The sequence below is a fragment of the Nitrospira calida genome, assembly GCF_976986435.1.
Map to the genome: position 1 here is coordinate 1,481,349 of NZ_OZ335950.1, position 15,838 is coordinate 1,497,186.

Below are 15,838 nucleotides of genomic sequence, written 5' to 3' on the forward strand. Positions count from 1 at the left end.
GGTTCGACGGCGGAGGGTTCCGGACCGTTCAATTTTCAACGTCAAACGCGTCTGTGTGAGTCTGTGATGAATAACATCTTAGTGATCAAGCTCCGCTATATCGGCGACGTTCTGCTGGCGACACCGGTGCTGCGCGCGCTACGGGAGGCCTTTTCTCACGCCACGCTCACGATGGCCGTGAACGCCGGGACGGAGGATATCGTGAAGGGGAACCCAGACCTCGACAAGGTGTTGGTGGTGCCGAAGGGAACGCTCGGCGAGCAGGTTCGCTTCGCATCCGAGCTGCGGCGCCGCCGGTTCGACTGCGTCATCGATCTTACGGACGGGGATCGGGCGGCGATCCTGAGCCGGCTTTCCGGCGCGCCTATCCGGGTCGGGTTCAATCAGGAACATCGCTGGCGGGGACTGCTCTACACCGCCGTGGCGAAGCCTCGGGCCGAGGATGTTCACCGCGTCGAGCGGGACCTGTCGGCCTTGCGATGTCTAGGCCTTGAGCCGAAAGCCGGACCGTTGGTGTTGAACGTGCCGCCTCACGACGAGGAAGCGGCTGAGCGCATCCTGAGGGAGGCCGGGGTTGTGCCGTCGTCGTCGACGCGACTCGTCATGTTCCATCCGGGTGCCCGCTATTGGTTCAAGGCCTGGCCCGCTGAACGCTTTGCCGACTTGGCGGATCGCTTGACCAAGGCATGGGACTGCCGCGTGCTGATCGGCGGGGACGACCGCGACCGTGAGACGGCGGAACGGATTCGAACGCACGCGCGTTCGGCACCGATCGTCCTGGCCGGCCGCGCAAGGCTGTTGCAGTTCGCCGCCATCCTGAAACGCTGCGCCCTGTATGTGGGGAACGACAACGGCGCCATGCACATGGCGGCGGCGCTCGGGGTGCCGGTGGTGGGGTTGTTCGGCCCGTCCAATCCCCGGGAGTGGGGGCCGCGCGGGCCGAGCGAGATCATCTACAAGGGATTGGACTGTCGCATTTGTTTTCATCCCACCTGCCGGCGCGGCGAAGGCAATTGCATGCGGCTCATTGCCGTGGACGAAGTGTTCGCAGCGGCCATGAGGCTCTGGGGATTGAGGGGAGGGGCCAGGGGGCGGCGGGGTAAGGAGCGAGAGGGGACAACGGGACAAGGGAGTCACACCGATGGTACGAACCTTCTCCTGTGACCTTCTCAATGCGGTGCAGCGCGCTCGTTGGATAAGGCGAGAAGCGCAGCGGGAGGCGCTGCTGAAACAAATGTGGGAACTCTTGCCTCGGCTGGCCGCGCGCATCCAGTTCGAAGAGGCCTATGTGTTTGGGTCGGTACTCAACAGCAAGCGGTTCCAAGACGATTCGGATGTCGATGTGGCGTTCGTGGGGCTTCAAGATGAAGACTTCTTCCCGACTATGGCATGGCTTTCGCGGGAGCTCGGCCGGGAGGTGGATGTGATCCAACTCGAGGGTCACCGTTTGGCGGACAAGATCAGGAAGGAAGGACTCCGATGGACAAGGCGAAGCTAGCGCTCCTTCGGGCGGAGCTGACCGCCCAGATGCGTCAGATTGAGGCGATTTACAACAAGATCGAGGAGCGGCGGCGGAGTGGAGGCCAGGCTGAATTGGAAAGCCTCGGCTATCAACTGCACAACTTGTATTGCGCCTTTGAAGATTTGTTTGAAGTCATCGCCGGTACGTTCGAGAACCAGATTGATGAGAAGAGACGCTATCATATCGAACTCTTGCGACGGCTCACCGTCGCGATCGAAGGGGTTCGACCGGCTTTGCTTTCGCCGGAAAGCTACCGTCTTCTCGACAACCTACGAGCCTTCCGTTATTTTTTTCGGCATGCGTATTCCTTTGAGCTTGACGAGAGAAAGGTCAGGCTCGTTCTCGACGATGCGCTGAAATTGAAAGACCTCTATCGAGGGGACCTCGATCGGTTTCTGCTGGCTTTGGAAGAGTCGGCGATCTCGCCGGGGTTGGATACGCAGGAGAGCGAAACGAGAGCCAGGGGCAAGCCGGAGCCAAAAGACACGGAGAGGATCTGATGCCGCTTGTCAGCGTGGTCATTCCGGTCTTCAACGGGGCGCCGTTCGTGGCCAAGGCGGTGGCGAGCGTACGGGCGCAGACGGTGAAGGACGTGGAAATTCTGGTCGTGGACGATGGATCCACGGATGGCACGCAGGAGGTGCTGCGGCGGCTCGAACGAACCGATGGCATTGCGTGGTTTCAACGGGATCACGGCGGGCCGGCCCGATCCCGCAATGACGGCATTCAGGCGGCGAAGGGCGAATTCATTGCGCTCTTGGACTGCGACGACATCTGGTTGCCGGACAAGCTGGAAGCGCAACTGGTCGTTCTTCGGGCGAGACCGCGGGTGGGCGTGGTCCATACGGATTACGAGGTCGTCTATGAAGACGGCACCGTGGAAGAGCGGGTGCGGGCCCGTCACAGCCGGGAGCCTTTGGTCCGGGCCTTCGCCGGAGGGCATACGGCCCTGCCCTCCACGTTGCTGATCCGCAAAAGCGTCCTGGACAAGGTCGGGGCGTTGGACCCCGAGCTGTACGGATCGGAAGACTCGGATCTCACGATCCGCCTCTATCGCGCGACCGAATTCGAGTGCGTCGACCGCGTGCTGGTGCGCAAGCTTCAGCGGGGCCACGGCTACCGCGAGAGGGCGTTCGACGTGAGTACCCATAGGCAAAAGGTGCTGAACAGCCGCGAACGATTTCTGCTCCGGCTTGAGCAGATACGGCCGCTGACCCGGGAGCAGCGCACGGCATTGGACCGGGAATGGGCGAACTATTACTTGCTATGCGGCGGATTCGCTGAACAGTTGGGGAACCTTTCCGAAGCGCGTCGCTGCTACACGAACGCCGTTCGAAAGGCTCCGTTCCGATTCAGAGCGTATTCTCGCCTGTTGCGCACCTTCGTGTGATGGATGTGATCCTCGACATCGGCTGCGGGGCGCACAAACAACCCGGCACGATCGGCGTCGATCGACGACGGCTTCCGGGCGTGGATGTCGTCTGCGACTTTGAACATGGTCTGCCGTTTCGGGACAGCAGCGTGGCCGGCGCCTATTCCATCCACTCGATCGAACACATGCGCGATCTGATCACCTTTATGGAGGAGCTGTATCGAATCTGCGCGCCGGGCGCCAGGGTTTACATCAAAACGCCGTACTATGCGTCGCGCAAGGCGTTCGTCGATCCCACCCATGTCCGTTTCATGACCGAAGAGAGTTTCGAGTATTTCAAGTCTCCCAACTACTACGGGTTGAAAACCAACTTTCGAACGATCTCCATCGAGTACCACATGCGGAAGCCGTTCAAGTTTCTGCCGGAATACTTTCAAAAACGCTGCCGCCGCTATCTGTGGAATGTGTGCGAGGAAATGACGGTGGTGCTGGAAGCGGTGAAAGCGTGACGGATCCATTTCCAAAGGCGGCACCAAAACGCTCTCCTTGTTAGTGAAAAGGGGATGTGGAAGTAAAGCTGCCAGCTGGTCGCTATAATTCTGAGCTGGTTCTCGCTAGAGGAACTCTGTGAAAGTCAACGTGGTCATTCCGGTGTATAACGCCCATGACGTGATCCGGGAGACCATCGAAACGGTGCTGGCCCAGACCTGGAAGGACTATGACATCATCATCGTCGATGACGGGTCCACAGACGGATCGGGAGCGATTGTGAGGGAATTCGGAGACCGTATTCGGCACGTGCGCCAGGAGAACAGCGGAGTGGCCCGCGCGCGGAATCGAGGGATCGCCGAATCGGCAGGCGAGTACATTGCGCTTCTCGATCACGATGATCTCTGGCATCCGACGAAGCTGGAAAAACAAGTTGCGGTGCTCGATGGGCACCACCAGGTCGGCATGGTGATCACCGATGTGGCGCATATGGACCGCCATGGCAAGCCGATGGGCGTCATCGGTGCCAGGTAAACACTTCCGAAACGTTTGCCCGTCTCTTTGTGCGGGGCTACGTGCCGACGCCGTCGGCGGCGATGATCCGGCGGTCGGTCCTGGAGGCAGTGGGAGGATTCGACGAACGGTTCAACTCGGCTGGCCTGGACGACCACGAGCTGTGGACCAGAATCGCCGCCCGCTACGAGATCGCGAGCATTCCGGAACCGCTAACCTATCACCGCAACCGGGAAATCAAACCGGCGCAGATCGCGCTCAGCCATCGGCCGCTGCTGATCGAAACGTTGCTCGAACGGGTGGGGAACAATCCGGTCAAGCGTCGCTATTTGTTGCGGGAACAGGCGTCCTATCTGGCCGATCGGGGCAAGCAGTTGGTTGGTATGGGAGAGAGAACGCAAGGCCGGTCCTGCCTCGTTCAGGGGCTGGCGCTCAGTATCAAGGAAGCCCGTAGTTGGAACACCGCCTGGCGGTGTCTGTCGAGGCTGGTGCGATCGTACGTATGAGACGCAGGCTGGGGCTCACCCTGCTCGCGGCCGCCTCCACGGGCTCCCTCTACGCCGAAGGCGTCCTGAAAAACGGCTGGATCGAGGTCCTCGTGTTGCTCCCCGTCGGGCTGTTCCTGCTCCTTCCGGCCAGGGCCGCGCGGCTCGAGAATCTGTTGGTGGCGCTCACAGCCGTGTGCCTGGTGGTGTCCGGACTTGATCTGTGCTTCGCCCGGTGATGGAGCGCCGGCTCAGCTACACCCCGATGAACGTCTCCGCCCACAAGCTGCCGCGCCTGCCGATCCTCGGGCGATGGGATGCACGTCTCGATTTGGAGGACGAGTTGTACGGGGATCTGGCCACCATCGCCGGCGATCCGACTTTGCGGGAGCCGCGCCGCATCCGGTTTGTCACGGACCAGGCCGGCTTCCGCAACGAACGCATCCCGCCGCAAATAGATCTGCTTGTGCTGGGGGATTCCTTCGGGGCCGGCTGGGGCACCACGCAGGACAACATCTTCGCGCGCCTGCTGGAAACCAGGTACGGCCGGCTCGTGTACAACCTGTTCTACCCGGGCGGCCCGTACAACCAGTATCTCGATTTCGTGCTCGAAAGCCCGCGGCTGGGCTTGTCGCCGCAGGTGAAAATGGTCTGGACCTTCTATACGGGCAATGATTTGGACGACGCGGGAGGGGAAGTGTGGGATCTGTCGGTGCTGCCGTGGCGAAACCAAGTGGGCGAGTGGATCGTTCGGTATTGCACGTTTCGGAACCGGTCGCCGCTGAACCAATTGATGGAAGGGTGGCGGGCGCGGTGGGGCGGGCGAACGGAGGGTGTGGTCGTGCGCCGGTTGCCGGACGGGCGAGCGGTGCTGTTTCTGTCATCGCATGAGGCTTGGGGGCTGCGGTCGCGTTCAGACGTGGAACGCCATCCGAATTTTCCAAAGCTGGAACGGACATTCGTTGCGATGCGGGCGCTCGCCGGCGAGCGTGGCGTGCCGGTCACGGTGCTGATCCTCCCGACGAAAGGCGAAATCTACCGCTGGCTGCTGGCGCAGCGTCCTTCGGCGGAGTGGGAGGCGGAGCCTTCAGGATTCGCCCAGGCCGTACTGGCCGCCTGTGAGCTAGCGCAGCTTTGCTGTCTGGATGCGAAGCCGTCCCTTGTGGAGGAAGCGCGGCGCGTGTTCGATGCGACCGGCGACCTGTTCTGGTGGCGGGATGACACGCATTCGAACGACTACGGGCATCGGGCGATCGCCGAACTGATTGCACGGGACGTCCTGGGCTTGGCGGGCTGCATCAAAGGGGAATAACGATGGAAACGGTCGCGTGCGGCTTGTGCGGGTCGCGTCATGCCAGGGAAGTCGTTCGCCAGCGCGATGTGACCCATGGGATCGCCGACGACGAGTTCGCGGTCGTGCGCTGCGAGGAGTGCGGCCTCCTGTACACGAATCCTCGGCCGAGCCCGGAGGAAATCGGCAAGTTCTACCCCCAGACGTACTTTGAACCGCCGCCGCCGCCGCGCAAGGTCAACCGCGTCAAGCGCTGGGTGATGGAAGCCTACTACGGATATCCGCCGGCGACTCCGTCACACGTGCCGCCACGGATCCAGAAATGGCTTGTGTGGCCGGATCGGATGCTGCGGGTGCTGCGCGGCAAGGAGATGCTGCCGTGGGTCGGCCGGGGCCGCCTGCTCGACGTCGGCTGCGGGCCAGGAACGAATCTGGCAATGTTCCAGCAACAGGGGTGGGATGTGCACGGCGTCGACACGAGCGAAGTGGCAATCGCCTACGCGCAGGACCGCTTGGGCGATCGGGTGCGCCTGGGTCATCTCGACCAGGCCGGGTATCCCGATAGGGCGTTCGATGTCGTCCTCTTCAATCATTCATTGGAGCATATGTTCGATCCCATCGCGGTGCTGAACGAGGCGTGGCGAATCCTCGACACCGGCGGACTGGTTGTCATCACGTTGCCTAACGCGGGAAGTCTGGAAGCTCGCCTGTTCGGACGGTGGTGGTTTCCTTGGGAGCTGCCGCGACACCTCTACCACTTCGAGAAAGCGACGTTGAGCCGAATGCTCGAACAAGTCGGCTTCCACGTCGAACGCGTGCGCACCGGCGTAGGCTCGCTCTTTTTCATGGCCAGCTTGGAACGGGTGTGGGGGCATCGAGTTGGCCGAACGCTTCCATTTCGGCGGTTGATCGAAAAGCTAATCGCAAAGCCCTTCTGTCTTATCACCGGCCATCTCGGCTCTGGGACCGAGATCACGGTGCATGCGGTAAAAAGAGAGGGATACCGGAATACAGGGTCATGAGGTAGAGGGAAAGCCACGGACCCCGTTACCCTTGAAAGAACGAGCGCAGCAGCCTGAGGAAGACTGTATGGTTGGTCGGGTCGTGCCGAACGGCCTGCCACAGCGCGCGGCGAGCTTCCTTGGTTTGGCCGGCTTGCAGAAGGGCTTTTCCCAGGTCGCTATAGTATTGCGCCCAGTCTCGGGCGAGCGCGCGGGCTTCGGGTGTGCCGGGCCGACACGCCGGGCCGTGCTTTTCGAGGAAATACCGCCGGCCGAGCAAGGCTCGTTCCGACGGAATGTCCCGCGACGCATTGCGTCCGTACAGGCGATGCCGGTACAGCGGCTTGGGCAGGTGTACGATGCGAAAGCGCTGATATAGCCGGATCGCCAGATCGATGTCCTCCCACACGGGAAGGGACTCGTCATAGCCGTCGACCGCGTCGAAACAGCTTTTGCGGAACAACGAACCTGATGTCGCCATATCATGGCCGCCCCGCAGCATCTGGGTGATGCTGTTCGCGTGTTTCATTGCGGCGTCGTATTCCAAGATCTCGTTCCGTTCGTTGACCTGATAGCCGTCGCAATGCACGAGGGCCGTCTCGGGATGGGCGTTCAGCACGGCTGAGGTTTCCTCGAGAAACGTCGGCTCCCAGAGATCATCCTGGTCGAGAAACGCCAGGAACTCCCCCTTGGCCAGCCGCGCGCCGTCGTTGCGGGCTACGGCCTGGCCTCCGTTCGTCGGCCGCTTGTAATACCGGGCGCTCGGAAACCGGAGCACCAGCCGGGCCGTGTCGTCGGTGGAGGCGTCATCGACGACGATGAGCTCGAAGTCTTTGACCGTCTGGGCCAGCACGCTTCGGATCGCCTGTTCCAGATAGCGGGACACGCCGTTGTATGCGGGGATGACGACGCTGATACGAGGCATCAATTCTCCTCATAAAGAGCGAATGATGCGGTGCGCGACGAGCGCGATACGGGAAGCGCAATGCGACTCCGGCAGGTCCAGCCTGTCGCGCGAGCCCAGCACATGGCGCATCTATCAAACCGAAGGAAACGCTGTCAATCCCGGCGCCGGCGCAATTTTCTCCTTGACGGACATGTCCGCTTGTGTTCAAATCCTGAACACTTTCCTTCACCCGTCCGTCACGGTATGGACATCCAAGGCCAACGCGACCTTGTTTTGCTGACCGAGGTCGAGCGAGACGCGGAAGTGACGCAGCGGTCGCTGGCGACAAAGCTGGGCGTCGCCCTCGGCCTGACCAATCTCTATCTCAAGCGCCTGGCCCGCAAAGGGTATATCAAACTCACCACCATCCCCAAACATCGTATCCGCTATCTGCTGACGCCTCGCGGGATCGCCGAAAAATCTCGCCTCACGTGCCAATACATGCAGTATTCCCTGTCATATTACCGGGAGATGCGGAATCAGTTGAGAGCGACGCTGGCCGGATTGTCACAGACCGGGGTGAAACGGGTAGCGATTTGTGGAACCGGTGAATTGGCCGAACTGGCCTACCTTTCCCTGCGGGAGATGAATCTGACACTGGTGGGTTTCGTCGATGGACGGGACACGCGCACGTTCTTATCATATCCGGTCTGGCCGATCGAGTTCCTGAATGAATGGGAATTTGATGCACTCTTGATCGCCGATCTGGAGAACGCCAAAAAAATCCAGGCCAAGCTTGCGCGACAAGGGATCGCCAAAGAGAAGATTCTGAGCCTCGGTCCTGGCCGCGGGTAGCGACCGCATCGTGCGACACGAAACAAACTAGACAAACCAAATAGACCGAGCAAACGAGACAGACCAGATCGACCCGTGACTCCATCGACCGCCATCGATCCTGTCCTCAATGATTTCTTGGAAAGGATCGCTTCCGTCCGCCCGCAGATCAAGTGGATCGTGCTGTTCGGATCGCGTGCCAGGGGAACTCATCGGCCCGATTCGGATTACGACCTCCTCTTGGTCGTGTCGAAGAAGGATGAGGCCCTGCTCGATGTTCTCTACGACGCAGTCATGGACGTCCTCTTGGAACACGGGCGATTGGTGTCGTTGAAAGTGTTTCCCGAACAGGAATTTGCCAGATTGCGAGCGTTGCGGACCCCGTTTATGGAGCAGGTGAATCGGGAGGGCATCCTCGTTGGATAAAGCGCAACAGGAGCTCATCCGCGGCTATCTCGCCAAGGCTCGCGAGAAGGCGCGGGTGCGCGCCGGGCGGTCCGGGAAGCGGACGAGTTTGTCTGGACGATCGAGCGCTATGTGAGCGGATTATTGCGCTGAGCCCCTGACGGTCTTCTCGAGTCGGAAACGGAGGCTGATAACTTGCAGGGCTCCCCCAGGTGGGAGCGCCCTGTAAGTGAGAGGGCGAAGCTGTGTCTGAATCGATTCATTTGTTCATTTGGTTGCGGGTTTGTTTCCTTTCTTTGGTTCGTAACTTTTTAACCAGAGAAACCAGACGAACCAATGAACTAGAGAGGCTGGCGTGAAGATCGCGTGCTTCGAAGATCTTGATTGCTGGAAAGGTGGCTTGACAGCTCACTATTAAGGAAGTATTTCCGCGCGAAACCAACTAAACAAACTCGATCAATGAGTTGAACGAGATAGACCAAAGAGACCAAACAAACCAGATGAACCAACCCAACCAAACAAACGTTCTTCATTGGTACGCTCTCCGCACCCGATCCCGGCACGAGAAGCTGGTGTGCGACCGGCTGGCCAGCCAGGGGTTGGAGCCGCTGCTGCCGACGGTCAAGCGGGTGAGTCAGTGGAAAGATCGAAAAAAGGAGATCGAGGTGCCCCTGTTCTCCGGGTATTGTTTCGTCCGGTTCTCGCTTCAGCACAAGCTGCCGGTGCTCCAGGTCGCGGGTGTGGTTGATGTCGTGGGCAGCGGAAACAGACCGGAACCGATCCCCGAAGAAGAGATCGAGTCCCTGAAAACGCTGATGACCAGCGTGCTCCCGTACGACGCGCATCCTTATCTTCGGGAAGGCATGGCGGTGGAGGTGATCCGCGGGCCTCTGCAAGGGGTCAAGGGCATCCTGTTACGTAAAGACCGGTGCCATCGGCTCGTGATCGGCGTCCGTCTCATCCAGCAAGCCGCCGCGGTCGAGATCAACGTGAACGATGTGGCGCCGGTGTGAGACCGTGCCGGAAGGGAAGTCTATCAACGCAATGACTCCGCGCCTGACACGATTTCTTGAAGAAGTCCAGCAGGATGAAGCCGTCCTCGCGGTGATTTTGTTCGGCAGTCGGGCGAGGGGCGATGCGACGCCGGCTTCGGATACCGATCTCTGTTTGGTTCTCCCGTTCGGAAAAGACGCCGCAGAAGATCAGGTGACGGTCCGAATGCGTTACCTGAAAGACGCGGACCTTGATCTCCGCATCTTTCAGCAACTGCCGCTCTATGTTCGACGGCGAGTGCTCAAGGAAGGCGTCGTGCTGGTTTGCCGAGACTTCGATGCGCTGTACGCGATGGCCTATCGGACCGCTCAGGCGTTTGAAGATTTCAAGCGCATTTACCGGCAATACTTGGAACAGGTGGCTCATGTTGGACCGTGAGCGGATTCTTGCCAAGCTCGATGAGTTGGAAGGATATCTCGGAGAGCTTCGCCAAATCGTTCCGGCAAGCTTTGCGGAATATATGGATAAGCTGGAAAAAAGGCGGGCCTGTGAGCGACTGCTCCAATTGGCGATCCAATGCATGATGGACGTTTGCGCGCTGTTTGTCGCCGGACTGCGACTGGGCCTGCCGGCGGAAGAAAACGACATCTTTGAAAAATTAGAGCGTGCAAGAATCATTGCTCCGCCTCTCACGGGTGTGCTCAAGACCATGAAAGGCTTCAGGAATATTCTGGTTCATGAATACGGAGGGCTTGATAACGCCATTGTGTACAAGATGGCGAGTACCAGGCTCGAAGACTTGGAAGCCTTCAAAGCCAGGATGGTTCAGGCTCTTCAGGAAAAAGACAGGTAGAGTCGGATGCACGCGCAGCGCCCGATCCGGTCGCTCGTATCCGGAAGGGAAAAACCTTGCACTGCGACTGCGCACGCTTGCTCGCGGGCACAAAGACCGGCTGGTCCGGCAACTTAGGGCTCTCTGGCAGGACAGATCCAAGATTCTGTTCGATCTGCTTCACGGATCGTTTCTTGCTGAAGGGCCGTTCCGTCATGCGGACCTGGGCCTGTCCGTGAATCCCGTGGCGGTTCCCAGGGAGGCATTTCGTGGATACGCCCGTTGCCTTTCAGCCTCATGCTCTTAATAGGGGAAGCGTGCTGGTCAGGGAGGCGGATCTCCTGGAGGCCTTTCGCGCGAGAATGCGGGATACTACTGCGACCTTGCCGGCCATTTGCGAAACACCTGCCGCCAACCGCAAGAGATCAGCCTTGCGCCCCTAATTACCCAGAGGGCCATGATGCTTCGCAAGAGCCGCATGGCTGTTGGGAGGGCTGGGCAACCGCCCGTTCGCTATGATCGGGGGAACAGTTGACGCATCGCGGCTGTGAGGTTTCACCCGGAGTCGCTTACGATGAAACTGAGCGACACCCCATTCGATTTGGATCCTGCTCACGCTCGGGGTGGGGCCGGACAGGGATAGCGGCGGAAAGCGGTGTATTCCAGACCCGAAGATGCACGGGACCGTAACGCACGCTGACAGTCGCGCTAGTGGCAGGTGCAAACTAAAGTACAGGAACGGATCAAGGCCATCCCTGACCGTGTCGCCGGTTTGCCGGGTCTCGCTGCGCTGTGGTTGTTTGGATCCTTTGCCCAAGGCGAAGCGATTCCGATCAGCGACGTGGATGGGCGTATTTGTTGGACCGGGCCGTCATAGGCGAGGATCGCGATTGCGTGGAAATCTCCCTGTACACGGCCCTGGCCGAGACCCTGCATGGCGACGCATTTGCGTTCGTGGATCTGGAACGAGCCCCGTCATATTTGGCCTGGCAGATATGCCGGCACAGCCGCCTCCTGTGGTATGGGAATGCTGCAAGGGTCGTCCAGGTTGTGGAAGCCATTTACGGTCAAGCGCCCGATATCCGTTGGCTTCGGCACGTTGGCGATCGTGACTTCTTACAAGGGGTTGGAATGCCGGAACCGAAAATCGACAAGGACAGGGTCATCGAGTGCTTGCGGTTGATCAGCGAGAACGCGAAACGGCTGCGGGAGAAGACGCTCATGCCGAAGGAACACTATCTTGCCTCGCCGGACCTCCAAGCAATTGAGGAGCGCCGCCCGGCTCGATGGTCCGGTAACGGGAACATCGCCGCCTGCCAGGAGCGTGTGGCCCTTCCGGCCTGGGGTCCCCGTGAGGTTGAAAGAAGCGTTCGACCGGCTGGTCCAACGGCTTGTGCCTGCCGCGCACAAGACCTACGGGGACCGCCTGGTCTCGGTGGTCCTCTATGGCTCGGTGGCCAGAGGCACCATGCGGCACGACTCCGATATCGACCTGTTGATTGTGGCACGGATCTTCCAGCAGGCCGTATGAAGCGCGTCAGGGAATTCGAGACGGTGGAGCAAGCAGTGGCCGAAGACATTAGACAGGCGGCGAACTCCGGCATTCAGACTGTCCTGTCGCCGATATTGAAGACGCCCGAGGAAGTCACGGCCGGCAGCCCGCTGTTCTTGGACATGGTCGATGATGCCCGGGTTCTGTACGATCAGGCAGGTTTCTTCACCTAACAGTTGGCTCGCGTGCGACAGCGACTTGCCGAGCTCGGCGCCAAACGTGTCTGGAAAGGCAATGCCTGGTATTGAGATCTCAAGCCGGATTACCGGCTGGGCGAGGTGTTTGGAAATACAACACCAACTATCATGAAATCCCGATTGATGAGAAGGAGATGGTGGACTATCCAGATAGCCGCGGTCACCATCAGGGCGAGCCCATCGTGGACTCGATCGGCATCCCCCTTGATCTCGTGTCCACGCTCACCCGCGACAACGGTGTGACGGTCATCCAGGTAAGCGAGGGTTCGGAAGAACGGTTCTCCGGGTTGCGAACTACAAGGGCTGTCTGCGGCTCTACCATAAACATCAGTAACCATTCCGGCGTCATCTGCCTAAACCGGTGCAGTACCCGGTCACAGCCACATGCCGCAGGGGCTGCAGAGAGAAGCCAAACTGACAGCCTGTTTCCTCAAAACGCAAAATGGTCGAGTACGAAAACCTGAGACGGGAAATCGAGCCGCTCAGAAGCCAAGCCGGCAGATTATCCCGGCATGAATATGGAAGTGAAAACCCATGACCCAATCTAGAAAAAAAGCCCTCATCACCGGCATCACCGGTCAGGACGGCGCTTACCTCGCTGAATTCCTGCTCGGTAAAGGCTATGAGGTGCACGGCATCAAGCGCCGCACCTCGCTCTTCAATACTGATCGCATCGACCATCTCTATCATGACCGTCACGAAGCGGGCCTGCCGTTTTATCTGCACCATGGCGATATGACGGATTCATCAAGTCTTATCCGCATCATTCAGCAGATCCAACCCGACGAAATCTATAACCTCGCTGCGCAAAGCCACGTCGCCGTCAGCTTCGAAGAGCCCGAATACACCGCCAACGCCGACGCTCTTGGTGTGCTGCGCCTGCTCGAAGCTATCCGCATCCTTGGCCTGGAAAAGAAGACCCGCTTCTACCAGGCTTCCACCTCGGAACTCTACGGCCTGGTGCAGGAAGTCCCGCAAAAGGAAACTACCCCCTTCTATCCCCGCAGCCCCTACGCCGTCGCCAAGCTTTACGGCTACTGGATCACCGTCAACTACCGCGAAGCCTACGGTCTCTACGCCTGCAACGGGATCCTTTTCAACCATGAAAGCCCGATCCGCGGCGAAACCTTCGTCACCCGCAAGATCACCCGCGGTCTGGCCAGAATCAAATTGGGATTGCAAGCCTGCCTCTACCTCGGTAACCTGGACGCCCGCCGCGACTGGGGGCATGCGCGTGATTACATCGAAGCGATGTGGCTGATGCTGCAGCAGTCCGAGCCCGAAGACTTCGTCATCGCCACCGGCGAGCAATATTCAGTACGTGACTTTGTCAATGCTGCTGCCGAAGAGATCGGTATGCGCATCCGCTGGGAAGGGAAAGGGATCGATGAAAAAGGCTACCTTGTTTACCCTTCAGCCGCAAGCTGGAGAGAGGGCGGGGGAAAGGACCATCCTATCGTCGCGGTCGACCCGCGCTATTTCCGTCCCACCGAAGTCGAAACTCTGCTGGGCGACGCCAACAAGGCACGGGAAAAGCTCGGCTGGAGGCCCAAGACCAGCTTCGCCGAACTCGTCGCTGAAATGGTGCGCGAAGATCTGAAAGCTGCCGAACGCGACGAACTCATTGAGAAACACGGCTACAAGACCATGGACTACCACGAATGACCTGATGGACAAGGATGCGAAAATCTACATCGCCGGTCACCGTGGGCTTGTCGGTTCCGCCCTCATGCGCAATCTTCAGGCCAAGGGCTACACCAACCTGCTGACGCGCACCCATGCCGAACTCGATCTCACCCGCCAGGCCGAGGTTGAAGAATTCTTCGCCCACGAAAAGCCTGAGTATGTCTTTCTCGCCGCCGCCAAAGTTGGGGGTATCCATGCCAACAATACCTACCCTGCCGAATTCTTCCGCGATAATCTCGCCATCCAGACCAACGTCATTCACGAAGCCTGGTGCACGGGTGTGAAGCGACTGCTGTTCCTCGGCTCCAGTTGCATCTACCCCAGACTTGCTCTGCAGCCGATGAAAGAGGAATACCTCCTCACCGGCCCGCTCGAACCCACCAACCGCCCCTACGCAATAGCCAAGATCGCCGGCATCGAGATGTGCTGGAGCTACAACCGGCAATACGGCACCCAATATCTCGCCGTGATGCCCACCAATCTCTACGGTCCCGGCGACAACTACCACCGGGAAAACAGCCACGTCATCCCAGCGCTGATCCGCAGATTCCATGAAGCCAAACAAACCAATGCCCCAACCGTGATCGTCTGGGGCACCGGTACCCCCCGGCGGGAGTTCCTCTACTCAGATGACATGGCCGATGCCTGTGTCTTCCTCATGAACCTGCCGGACGAAACCTTCGATATCCTGCTGGGCAGCGACGAAGCGAAGACGGGAGTCTTTCTGCCGCCGGTCGTGAATATCGGAATCGGGGAAGATGTGACGATCAAAGAGCTGGCGGAAGTCGTGAAGGATGTGGTCGGCTATCGCGGAAAGATCGTGTTCGACACTTCCAAGCCGGATGGGGCGCCCAGGAAACTGCTCGATGTCTCTCGCCTGTACGCCATAGGCTGGCAGGCGAGGACAAGCTTGAGCGCGGGACTGGCCGCTGCCTACGCCGACTTCTGTCAAACGATGAGGTGTCGTCCTGACAGCGCCGACTTTTAAGATGACAAGCTTGCTTGTTCTTCTGGATCTGCCATTGGGCGTATACATTGCCGCCGGGGAGATTCAACGGCTGCGCGCGCAGCGGCCACTCGACCCTTGTCCTTGTTCAAGTGTGCCTATTTCCCTTTCGTCGTTTTCTTGCCGCTGAACATGCTCATTCTTGGAGAAGACGCGGTCAGGCAGAAGCCTGCTTATCAGACGCGGTCGCATGGGAATGCTTGGACGGCGCTAGTGTTGGCGTTGTCTTATGCGGTCTTCGTTTTGGGTTATTACAGACGATAACCTGTGTAGGACATTTATCGGTCTGGATTAACACAAGCTACCCTTACCGCATTATGGCTGATCGGCTTTATGTCGTGCTCGGCAGCATTGCGCTGGGCTATCACGTCGGTCTGATTGGTGGAGTGGCCGAGACGCTTGGGAAAATCAGCCTTGTTTCAGTTCCTTATTTTTTTCTGGCAACGGCCTTCATGCTGATATGGGCGTTGTATATTGAATGCTTCCAACGCAGGGGTCCCGGGCAAAGACAGCGCGGAAGGTACAGGCTCTTCCTTGTCCCCCAGGGGTTGCTTCTTGATCTGGGCGGTTGCTGGCCAACGTTGCCTTTGGGGTGGGTTGGGGTTGCGTATGGCACTCTGCGTCGTGGTTTGAGATGTATTTGTATTTGATCGTAACCTCATCAGCTGTCCAGCCCGCAGCCGTTCAGCTTGTAAAGAATTTCTTGCGAGATGCCTATCTGAGAACAATCCGGGATATGGATGACAGTTTCATGCACTTCGTGGCCGCCCGGGC

Annotated in this window: 22 protein-coding genes; 21 read left to right on the forward strand and 1 reads right to left on the reverse strand. The window is 59.3% G+C overall.

The window, feature by feature from the left end; genetic code table 11:
• Window positions 1–66 precede the first annotated feature (66 nt).
• The 10 genes from rfaQ (at window position 67) to ACWHTU_RS07375 (ending at window position 6,694) form a co-directional block, all read left to right on the forward strand.
• On the forward strand, window positions 67–1,164 hold the full coding sequence (gene rfaQ, locus ACWHTU_RS07330) for a putative lipopolysaccharide heptosyltransferase III (RefSeq protein ID WP_447862829.1): 1,098 nt from the start codon (window positions 67–69) through the stop codon (window positions 1,162–1,164).
• Complete coding sequence (locus ACWHTU_RS07335) at window positions 1,142–1,498, forward strand: nucleotidyltransferase family protein (protein WP_447862830.1); 357 nt, start codon at window positions 1,142–1,144, stop codon at window positions 1,496–1,498. Before rfaQ ends, ACWHTU_RS07335 begins: the two co-directional genes overlap by 23 nt.
• Complete coding sequence (locus ACWHTU_RS07340; protein WP_447862832.1) at window positions 1,480–2,022, forward strand: ribonuclease toxin HepT-like protein; 543 nt, start codon at window positions 1,480–1,482, stop codon at window positions 2,020–2,022. The genes ACWHTU_RS07335 and ACWHTU_RS07340 overlap by 19 nt, the downstream gene beginning before the upstream one ends.
• Window positions 2,022–2,912 (forward strand): glycosyltransferase family 2 protein, encoded by an 891-nt coding sequence (locus ACWHTU_RS07345; protein WP_447862833.1) that lies wholly within the window; start codon window positions 2,022–2,024, stop codon window positions 2,910–2,912. The genes ACWHTU_RS07340 and ACWHTU_RS07345 overlap by 1 nt, the downstream gene beginning before the upstream one ends.
• Entirely contained in the window at window positions 2,912–3,403 is a 492-nt protein-coding gene (locus tag ACWHTU_RS07350; protein WP_447863326.1) for a class I SAM-dependent methyltransferase, read from the forward strand. Before ACWHTU_RS07345 ends, ACWHTU_RS07350 begins: the two co-directional genes overlap by 1 nt.
• A 118-nt stretch (window positions 3,404–3,521) precedes the next feature.
• The gene (locus ACWHTU_RS07355) at window positions 3,522–3,917 is read left to right on the forward strand and encodes a glycosyltransferase family 2 protein (protein ID WP_447862834.1); all 396 of its coding nucleotides are present in this window, start codon (window positions 3,522–3,524) and stop codon (window positions 3,915–3,917) included.
• Between the two features lie 29 nt (window positions 3,918–3,946).
• Entirely contained in the window at window positions 3,947–4,402 is a 456-nt protein-coding gene (locus tag ACWHTU_RS07360; RefSeq protein ID WP_447862835.1) for a glycosyltransferase family 2 protein, read from the forward strand.
• On the forward strand, window positions 4,399–4,620 hold the full coding sequence (locus tag ACWHTU_RS07365) for a hypothetical protein (RefSeq protein WP_447862837.1): 222 nt from the start codon (window positions 4,399–4,401) through the stop codon (window positions 4,618–4,620). The genes ACWHTU_RS07360 and ACWHTU_RS07365 overlap by 4 nt, the downstream gene beginning before the upstream one ends.
• Window positions 4,605–5,693 (forward strand): hypothetical protein, encoded by a 1,089-nt coding sequence (locus ACWHTU_RS07370; protein WP_447862838.1) that lies wholly within the window; start codon window positions 4,605–4,607, stop codon window positions 5,691–5,693. The genes ACWHTU_RS07365 and ACWHTU_RS07370 overlap by 16 nt, the downstream gene beginning before the upstream one ends.
• Before the next feature lie 2 nt (window positions 5,694–5,695).
• Window positions 5,696–6,694, forward strand: a complete 999-nt coding sequence (locus ACWHTU_RS07375) for a class I SAM-dependent methyltransferase (RefSeq protein ID WP_447862839.1) — start codon at window positions 5,696–5,698, stop codon at window positions 6,692–6,694.
• 25 nt (window positions 6,695–6,719) lie between these two features.
• Here ACWHTU_RS07375 and ACWHTU_RS07380 read toward each other — a convergent pair whose 3' ends face one another.
• Window positions 6,720–7,598, reverse strand: coding sequence for a glycosyltransferase (locus tag ACWHTU_RS07380; RefSeq protein WP_447862841.1), 879 nt, complete (start codon window positions 7,596–7,598; stop codon window positions 6,720–6,722).
• Between the two features lie 225 nt (window positions 7,599–7,823).
• Here ACWHTU_RS07380 and ACWHTU_RS07385 point away from each other — a divergent pair, with 225 nt between their 5' ends.
• The 11 genes from ACWHTU_RS07385 to ACWHTU_RS07435 all read left to right on the forward strand — a co-directional run bounded on the left by ACWHTU_RS07385 (window position 7,824) and on the right by ACWHTU_RS07435 (window position 15,046).
• Window positions 7,824–8,414, forward strand: coding sequence for a winged helix-turn-helix transcriptional regulator (locus ACWHTU_RS07385; protein WP_447862842.1), 591 nt, complete (start codon window positions 7,824–7,826; stop codon window positions 8,412–8,414).
• Between the two features lie 75 nt (window positions 8,415–8,489).
• Window positions 8,490–8,819 (forward strand): nucleotidyltransferase domain-containing protein, encoded by a 330-nt coding sequence (locus ACWHTU_RS07390; RefSeq protein ID WP_447862843.1) that lies wholly within the window; start codon window positions 8,490–8,492, stop codon window positions 8,817–8,819.
• 479 nt (window positions 8,820–9,298) lie between these two features.
• Window positions 9,299–9,811, forward strand: a complete 513-nt coding sequence (locus tag ACWHTU_RS07395) for a UpxY family transcription antiterminator (protein WP_447862845.1) — start codon at window positions 9,299–9,301, stop codon at window positions 9,809–9,811.
• On the forward strand, window positions 9,795–10,229 hold the full coding sequence (locus ACWHTU_RS07400; protein WP_447862847.1) for a nucleotidyltransferase domain-containing protein: 435 nt from the start codon (window positions 9,795–9,797) through the stop codon (window positions 10,227–10,229). The genes ACWHTU_RS07395 and ACWHTU_RS07400 overlap by 17 nt, the downstream gene beginning before the upstream one ends.
• Window positions 10,216–10,644: a type VII toxin-antitoxin system HepT family RNase toxin gene (gene hepT / locus ACWHTU_RS07405; RefSeq protein WP_447862848.1), complete on the forward strand. Its 429-nt coding sequence runs from the start codon at window positions 10,216–10,218 to the stop codon at window positions 10,642–10,644. Before ACWHTU_RS07400 ends, hepT begins: the two co-directional genes overlap by 14 nt.
• Window positions 10,645–11,341: 697 nt before the next feature.
• A complete protein-coding gene (locus ACWHTU_RS07410) occupies window positions 11,342–11,500 on the forward strand; it encodes a nucleotidyltransferase domain-containing protein (protein ID WP_447862850.1) in 159 nt (52 codons plus the stop codon).
• A gap of 474 nt (window positions 11,501–11,974) precedes the next feature.
• Window positions 11,975–12,154, forward strand: a complete 180-nt coding sequence (locus ACWHTU_RS07415) for a nucleotidyltransferase domain-containing protein (protein WP_447862852.1) — start codon at window positions 11,975–11,977, stop codon at window positions 12,152–12,154.
• Complete coding sequence (locus tag ACWHTU_RS07420; RefSeq protein WP_447862853.1) at window positions 12,151–12,348, forward strand: hypothetical protein; 198 nt, start codon at window positions 12,151–12,153, stop codon at window positions 12,346–12,348. The genes ACWHTU_RS07415 and ACWHTU_RS07420 overlap by 4 nt, the downstream gene beginning before the upstream one ends.
• A gap of 71 nt (window positions 12,349–12,419) precedes the next feature.
• Window positions 12,420–12,836, forward strand: a complete 417-nt coding sequence (locus ACWHTU_RS07425) for an asparagine synthase-related protein (protein ID WP_447862855.1) — start codon at window positions 12,420–12,422, stop codon at window positions 12,834–12,836.
• Window positions 12,837–12,906: 70 nt separating this feature from the next.
• A complete protein-coding gene (gene gmd, locus ACWHTU_RS07430) occupies window positions 12,907–14,037 on the forward strand; it encodes a GDP-mannose 4,6-dehydratase (RefSeq protein ID WP_447862857.1) in 1,131 nt (376 codons plus the stop codon).
• Between the two features lie 4 nt (window positions 14,038–14,041).
• Window positions 14,042–15,046: a GDP-L-fucose synthase family protein gene (locus tag ACWHTU_RS07435; RefSeq protein WP_447862858.1), complete on the forward strand. Its 1,005-nt coding sequence runs from the start codon at window positions 14,042–14,044 to the stop codon at window positions 15,044–15,046.
• The last annotated feature ends 792 nt before the right edge of the window (window positions 15,047–15,838 follow it).

Coding starts and splice junctions, on each gene's coding strand:
- gmd (WP_447862857.1), top strand. CDS start 12,907: ATGACCCAATCTAGAAAAAAAGCCCTCATCACCGGCATCACCGGTCAG.
- ACWHTU_RS07365 (WP_447862837.1), top strand. CDS start 4,399: ATGAGACGCAGGCTGGGGCTCACCCTGCTCGCGGCCGCCTCCACGGGC.
- ACWHTU_RS07420 (WP_447862853.1), top strand. CDS start 12,151: ATGAAGCGCGTCAGGGAATTCGAGACGGTGGAGCAAGCAGTGGCCGAA.
- ACWHTU_RS07400 (WP_447862847.1), top strand. CDS start 9,795: ATGTGGCGCCGGTGTGAGACCGTGCCGGAAGGGAAGTCTATCAACGCA.
- ACWHTU_RS07380 (WP_447862841.1), bottom strand. CDS start 7,598: ATGCCTCGTATCAGCGTCGTCATCCCCGCATACAACGGCGTGTCCCGC.
- rfaQ (WP_447862829.1), top strand. CDS start 67: ATGAATAACATCTTAGTGATCAAGCTCCGCTATATCGGCGACGTTCTG.
- ACWHTU_RS07385 (WP_447862842.1), top strand. CDS start 7,824: ATGGACATCCAAGGCCAACGCGACCTTGTTTTGCTGACCGAGGTCGAG.
- ACWHTU_RS07335 (WP_447862830.1), top strand. CDS start 1,142: ATGGTACGAACCTTCTCCTGTGACCTTCTCAATGCGGTGCAGCGCGCT.
- ACWHTU_RS07435 (WP_447862858.1), top strand. CDS start 14,042: ATGGACAAGGATGCGAAAATCTACATCGCCGGTCACCGTGGGCTTGTC.
- ACWHTU_RS07340 (WP_447862832.1), top strand. CDS start 1,480: ATGGACAAGGCGAAGCTAGCGCTCCTTCGGGCGGAGCTGACCGCCCAG.
- ACWHTU_RS07395 (WP_447862845.1), top strand. CDS start 9,299: ATGAACCAACCCAACCAAACAAACGTTCTTCATTGGTACGCTCTCCGC.
- ACWHTU_RS07345 (WP_447862833.1), top strand. CDS start 2,022: ATGCCGCTTGTCAGCGTGGTCATTCCGGTCTTCAACGGGGCGCCGTTC.
- ACWHTU_RS07350 (WP_447863326.1), top strand. CDS start 2,912: ATGGATGTGATCCTCGACATCGGCTGCGGGGCGCACAAACAACCCGGC.
- ACWHTU_RS07375 (WP_447862839.1), top strand. CDS start 5,696: ATGGAAACGGTCGCGTGCGGCTTGTGCGGGTCGCGTCATGCCAGGGAA.
- hepT (WP_447862848.1), top strand. CDS start 10,216: ATGTTGGACCGTGAGCGGATTCTTGCCAAGCTCGATGAGTTGGAAGGA.